At 61.5% G+C, this 6,000-nt stretch carries 5 protein-coding genes; 4 read left to right on the top strand and 1 reads right to left on the bottom strand.

The genetic code is table 11. From position 1 onward, the window contains the following. On the bottom strand, nucleotides 1-2,572 hold a 2,572-nt coding region (locus VGG64_26620), incomplete at its 3' end, for a serine/threonine-protein kinase (protein ID HEY1603206.1). 487 nt (nucleotides 2,573-3,059) lie between these two features. On the opposite strand from VGG64_26620, the gene VGG64_26615 reads away from it, so the two are divergent. The 4 genes from VGG64_26615 to VGG64_26600 all read left to right on the top strand — a co-directional run bounded on the left by VGG64_26615 (nucleotide 3,060) and on the right by VGG64_26600 (nucleotide 5,985). Then, nucleotides 3,060-4,295, top strand: a complete 1,236-nt coding sequence (locus VGG64_26615; protein HEY1603205.1) for a Glu/Leu/Phe/Val dehydrogenase dimerization domain-containing protein — start codon at nucleotides 3,060-3,062, stop codon at nucleotides 4,293-4,295. Beyond that, the gene (locus VGG64_26610; protein HEY1603204.1) at nucleotides 4,292-4,840 is read left to right on the top strand and encodes a cyclic nucleotide-binding domain-containing protein; all 549 of its coding nucleotides are present in this window, start codon (nucleotides 4,292-4,294) and stop codon (nucleotides 4,838-4,840) included. Before VGG64_26615 ends, VGG64_26610 begins: the two co-directional genes overlap by 4 nt. Before the next feature lie 169 nt (nucleotides 4,841-5,009). After that, nucleotides 5,010-5,567: a sigma-70 family RNA polymerase sigma factor gene (locus tag VGG64_26605; GenBank protein HEY1603203.1), complete on the top strand. Its 558-nt coding sequence runs from the start codon at nucleotides 5,010-5,012 to the stop codon at nucleotides 5,565-5,567. Further along, nucleotides 5,560-5,985, top strand: a complete 426-nt coding sequence (locus tag VGG64_26600) for a hypothetical protein (GenBank protein ID HEY1603202.1) — start codon at nucleotides 5,560-5,562, stop codon at nucleotides 5,983-5,985. The genes VGG64_26605 and VGG64_26600 overlap by 8 nt, the downstream gene beginning before the upstream one ends. The last annotated feature ends 15 nt before the right edge of the window (nucleotides 5,986-6,000 follow it).

The raw sequence follows: 6,000 nt of genomic DNA, 5'->3' as shown, positions 1-6,000 counted from the left end.
GCCGTTCGCGTTCCAGCAATGCCAGGTGCAAGCCCAGCGCCAGGTTATGGGCAGCCATGCTCGGCAAATAGGCCCGCAGCACGATCTGCCGCGTGTCGGTCCCCACGACGGTGTAACGACCGAACTGTTCGACCATCAAAGGGAAGCCAAACAGCACATCGCGGCTGTAATCGCTGAGGGCCAATGTGCGGATGTAATCGCTGGCCTGCTTGGGAAGCCGCGCTACATGTTCGCGATAAACTCGTGCCAGAGCTTGAGCGGGTTGATTGGGCTCGATGTAAATGCGCAGCTCAGCGAACACGTCGGCTTCGGTCAGGTGCGCGCTTGCCAAGATGGCCTTGGGTAATCCCTGGCTCGATACATCGATCGCGCGCGGTGCGACCGTCGACGCCGTGGAGTCAGGCCGCGTCGGCTCGGCGGCGTCAGCCGGTCGGTCGCCAGCGAGAAATAGTTCCAAGGGAACCCGCAGGCGGCCGGCTACGCCCGGCAGCCACGCCTTGCTGCCCGTCAGCAAAATACTCGGCGAAGCCAAGATCGTCAGGTCGCGGTCGCCGTCGCTGGCGGCCAACAGCGTTTCGAGTTCGCGCGTCAGCGCCGGCGTGTCGTGGCCGGCAGGAATCACTTCTTCGGTGATCAGTTCAGTGGGACCTATCACAATGGTTCGCCCCTCACCGGCCGCGGGCAGATAGTATGCTTTTGCCCCTTGCGAATAGAACGAAATGCCCTCCTTTTCCTGCGACTCGGGCTGGCCCCATTTGGCGAGCAAGGCGTCCAGATCGTGAGGTTCTTTGAGCGTCGCAACCAAGGCCCACCGGGGCGAGCCGTCGGCGCTATCCAGGATCGCGATGATCACACGATCGATGCCGGCCAGCGGCGTATCCAACAGGCCGACCAGTTCCTCGCTGATGAACTGACCCAGCCAACCGCTGGTGCGCTTGTCGAGAATCTTTTCCATCTCGCCATTACCAATCCATTGAGCCGGACGGAGGGCGACAATCACCTCGGCGCCAGGCACCACGTACGCCAGATTCAAACGCGGGCCATGCGTCGGCGAAGCCCACATCGTGGCGTCGAGCCCGACCACGGTATCGACCGAAACGGCAGGCTCGGTGGCGATTGGCGTCGACTCTGCTGAGTTGCTGTTGCCACTGATGCTTGATGGCGCCATGTCGCCGACCGCCGTGTTGGTGGACGCGATGTCGGATGCCGGCAAGGACTGCTGAGAAGAGGGCAGGGGAGTGTCTATGGGCCGCGCGGTTTGCTGGCTTCCTTTCCCCGCGACGAGCCAAAATGTCGCCGCGCCCCCCATTACCACGAGTGCCGCCACGCCACCAAGGATCAGCGGCAACTTCTTGTGACGCGATTGCTGGTGCCGGGCGATCATCGCCGCCGTGGGGGAGGCCATGTCATGGGGCGCGAACATGATCGGCGTCGCGGTCGCCGCGGCAACTTCGGCGTGAGCCGCCATCGCGCCGCTCGCGATCAAGTAGTTCTCCAACTTCATGCGCTCGGGTGGCGCGACGCTTGTCTCGGCCGTCATGCCGAATTGCTTGGCCAGTGGTGCCAAGGCCGCCGCCAGTTGTCCAGCGTCGTCGTAGCGGGCCGACGGCGTCTTGGCCATCATCCGCGCCACCCATCCAGCCATGGTCTTGGGCACGGCCGGGTTCACCTGGTCCAAAGGTGGCGGCATGATGCTGCGCTGCGCTTGCAGCGTTTGTTGCGGATCGTCCCCTGGAAATGGCACGCGGCCGGAGAGCATGTGATAAAGCGTGCAGCCCAAACTGTAGATATCTCCCCGCGGGGTGGGTATCTCGCCCGAGGTGCATTCGGGCGGGCAATAATCGATCCCCTCAGGCTCGACATCCCAAGTGACGTGGGCCCCCACCAGCGCGAGCGGGTTGCGGGCCAGCGGGAAATTGGCCAACCGCGCGCCGCCGTCAGGCGATAGCCAGACTCGGTCCGGCCGAATCGCGCCATGTACTTGCTGGGCCGCGTGCAATCGTGCCAGGCCCTCGGTGATCTGGCACAGCACACGCGCCGCCTCCTTGGACCCGATGGCGGTATTTCCGGCCAACCGCGCAGCTAGCGTTCCCACAGGTAATTCGTCGATCACCAGGAATTTGTACGAACCCAAATCGACCAGCGTATGGCAGTGCGTAAGGTAGGGCGTCGCCAGCGAGGTCACCGATGCCGAGTTCGTTAGCGCGATGATCGCTGTCACAACGCTTGGGTCGATGACCGCTTTTTCACTGAGAAAGTACAACGAGCAATTGACGCCTGTCGGCCGGTGCAGGGCGCGAAATAGGCCGGTCGCGCCTGCTCCCTCGAGGCGATCTGTGACAAGATAGTCGCCATAGACGAACGGACCCGGCCGCCCGGCCAGCAAGACCTTGGCCTGATATCGCGTCATGGCCCGGGTGTTGATCATCCACTCGGGCAGCTGCACGGTGCGTGGCACCTGGCCCGCGTCACGCGCGTTGGCAAAAGCGTCGGCCAAGCGCCGGCAATTCTCTTCATCGTGCAGCCCGCTGGCCACGACCAGTTGCCAGAACTCTTGAACCGAAAGTGCCATGAAGTCGCATGGGTTATTGACGTGCAAGACGGAGAATTGCGCTGACTATTTGTAGTGTAAGTCCGAACCGCGCAGCCTGCCAAGTGCGGCATCACGGCGGTCGCGTGCTACGGGGTTGGCGATCGCGATTTCGATCGCAAATCAGCAAGCACGATTGCTGGCCTTGGCACAATCGCAAGCGGTAACTGTTCTTGAGCCCCTGGGGCAGCGGGCATATGATTCTTGGGCAGCACAAGCCGGGAAAGCCCGGTAGCAGACTGACGTTCTGGTAAGATTCGGCCGCAGAAGATCGCAGCCTGCGGTACTTCGTCGTGGCTCGATCCCATTGCTGTGTAAGCCTTTGCTGGGCAGATCGACATTCCGCGACAGCCGCGCGCTATGGCGGCCTGGCGGCGCGGTAACCACAATGAAGATCGAGTTCCCGAGTCGCGCTATAGACCTTCGGGCAATTCGACCCTTCCATTAGCAGCACCAAGAGGCGGGCTGGATGAAAGCGTTTGACTCGACGCAGCTCTACTTCAATCGCGCTGCGGACAAGATCGATCTGACCGAAAACATGCGGCGGCTGCTCCTCATTCCCAAGCGGGAAGTGCAGGTGCAGGTCGCCATCGAGCGCGACAATGGCGAGATTGCCACCTTCGTCGGCTATCGCGTCCAGCACGACGACGCCCGCGGTCCGATGAAGGGGGGGCTGCGCTACCATCCCGACGTCGACATGGACGAGGTTCGCTCGCTGGCCGCACTGATGACTTGGAAAACCGCCGTGGTGGATCTTCCCTATGGCGGCGCCAAAGGGGGGCTGGCAATCGATCCTGCCCAGTTCAGCACCCGCGAGTTGGAACTGATCACGCGGCGGTTCGTCGACGGTATTCACGAGGTCATCGGGCCGGACACGGACATTCCGGCCCCCGACATGGGAACCAACGCCGAAACGATGGCCTGGTTCATGAATCAGTACGCAAAATACCACGGCTTCAGCCCAGCTTGCGTCACCGGCAAGCCGGTCGAGATGCACGGCCTGCCAGGGCGCGAGGAAGCGACCGGCCGAGGCGTGGGAATCCTGACATACAAGATGCTCAGCCGCCTGGGGCGCAAGCCCGAGGGGACCACCGTGGCCATCCAGGGGTTTGGCAACGTGGGGTCGCACACGGCTAAATTCTTGCACGAGGCCGGCTACCGATTGGTGGGCGTCGGCGATGCGAGCGGCGGCTATTACCGGGCCGAGGGGCTCGATGTGCCCTCTGCGCTGCGCTACGCGCTCGACCATAAAGGAATACTGGCGGGTTACCCCGAGGCCCAGCCGATCTCGAATGCGGAACTACTGGCGCTGGACGTCGACGTGCTAATCCCCGCGGCCTTGGGGGGCGTGATCACGCACGCCAACGCCGACTCGATCCGGGCGAAAATCATTATCGAAGCGGCCAATGCGCCGGTCTATCCAGACGCGGATGATATTCTGACAGCTCGTGGAGTCGTCATACTGCCCGACATTCTCGCCAATGCCGGCGGTGTGACGGCCAGCTATTTTGAGTGGGTGCAGAATCGCCAGCATTACCGCTGGGACATCAACCGTGTGCGCGGTGAATTGGATCACGTGTTGACGCGCGCGTTTGAACGGGTTTGGGAACTGTCCGTAGAAAGAAAAGTTAGTTTGCGAACCGCGGCCTACATCGTCGGCATCGGCCGCGTCGGCCAGGCCACCGTGCTGGGAGGTATTTCGTGACGAACAATGGCTCTATCAATGGCGAGTCGCTCGCCGACATCCCAATTTTTCAGGGGCTTACCGACCAGCAACGACGCGAAGTCGTGGCTCTGGGCGATGTGAGGATGTTGGCGCCGGGGGATACGCTGATCGAGCAGGGGCAAACAAGCCAGGATTTGTGCGTGATTCTGGAAGGATCGTGCGAAGTCTTCAAACAATTGACCAGCCGGCCGGCGGCGGCCGAACCGACGTTGTTGGCTGTGCTCGAACCTTTTAGCAGCATCGGCGAAATGTCGTTCTTTCATCCCGCGCCTCATTCGGCCAGCGTCCGCGCCAAGACGGCCGTAAAGTTGTTTCGGCTCCCGAGGGTGCGTTTCGACGAGTTGAACGCCCGTAATCCCGCCATTACCTCGCGACTGGCCGCCAATACGATCAGCAGCATGGCCCAGCGGATGCGGCACATGGACGACTGGGTGGTCGAACTGTTGGCCCACAAGCCGGCCGACCCGCGGGTGCCGGAATGGAACGAGCTGCGGCACAGGGTTTTCGACGGCTGGAAGTTGTAAGGCCTACCGGCCGCGTCTTGGCGACCGACACGCCAGTACTCGGCGTTCGACGGGATTCGCCGTTTTCTATGGCCACGATTGAACGTCGTCCTCGGCCCGCGCGTCTTGTATTAAGGTGGCGGTGACCGTGTTGGCCCCGTCCGCGTGAAGCCCCGCGGAATCCGAGCGCATGAATGCCGACGACGCGCAGCAGTTGGGCGAAAGCCTTCTCGTGCTCCAGGCGCAAGCCGGCGATCGGCCGTCGTTCCATAAGCTGGTCGACCTGTACCAGCAGCGGTTGATGTATTTCGTGCGCCGCTTGATGCGCACTCCACAAGAGTGCGAGGACGTCTTGCAGGAAACGTGGCTGCACGCGTTTCGATCGCTCGGGCAGCTGCAATCGCCGCGGGCATTTCGCGTGTGGTTGTATCGGATCGCATATCACTGCGCGATGTCCCAAGTACGAAATCTCGACGCGGCCGACCAAATCACGGAAAGTGCCGCGGACTCGGGCGCCATCGACTCTTGGGATGAATTGTTGCTGATGGAGAATGTGGAACTCGTCCACGCCGTTCTGGAGCGATTATCCCTCGCGCATCGAGAGGTGCTGACTTTGCGATTCCTCGAGGACATGGACGTCAAGGAGATTGCCGAGGTTGTCGGCTGCAGCGAAGGGACCGCCAAATCACGACTGCACTACGCTAAACGAGCGCTACGAAGCATGCTCGAGGAGGAAGGCTATGAGTGACAACCGGTCGCATCACCAGCAGGTAGCGTCGCTCATCGCTCAGGATCGAGAGATCAACGACCTTAACATCAAGGACTTTCGGATGAAACTTGAACTATCACTTGCCAAGTGGGAACGGGATGGCCAGCTGGTTCGCCGGGCCGGCTGGATTGCCGCAGCGGTGACGATTTTGGGGATGTTCACCATCTTGCCGCTGCAAGCGATTCCGGCGCTTCGCCAGAATGTGGTGGCGCACTTCGTGTGGTGCCTGGCGTGGTTTGCGTCGCTGGCGATCGCGGGTTTCTTTATCGTTCTCTATCGCGAAAAATACGCTCCTGCGATCAAACGGGCGCGATTTGATCTGCAAACCACGATGATCCAGGAAATGCAAAAGCAGATTGAGGAATTGCGCAAGCAAGTAGAACTTCTTGGCAAGTGAGGCTTGGCTGATTCT

It is taken from the genome of Pirellulales bacterium (assembly GCA_036490175.1).
GTDB lineage: Bacteria > Planctomycetota > Planctomycetia > Pirellulales > JACPPG01 > JACPPG01.
This window is presented reverse-complemented; position numbering and strand designations above follow the sequence as displayed.

Coding starts and splice junctions, on each gene's coding strand:
- VGG64_26615 (HEY1603205.1), top strand. CDS start 3,060: ATGAAAGCGTTTGACTCGACGCAGCTCTACTTCAATCGCGCTGCGGAC.
- VGG64_26605 (HEY1603203.1), top strand. CDS start 5,010: ATGAATGCCGACGACGCGCAGCAGTTGGGCGAAAGCCTTCTCGTGCTC.
- VGG64_26600 (HEY1603202.1), top strand. CDS start 5,560: ATGAGTGACAACCGGTCGCATCACCAGCAGGTAGCGTCGCTCATCGCT.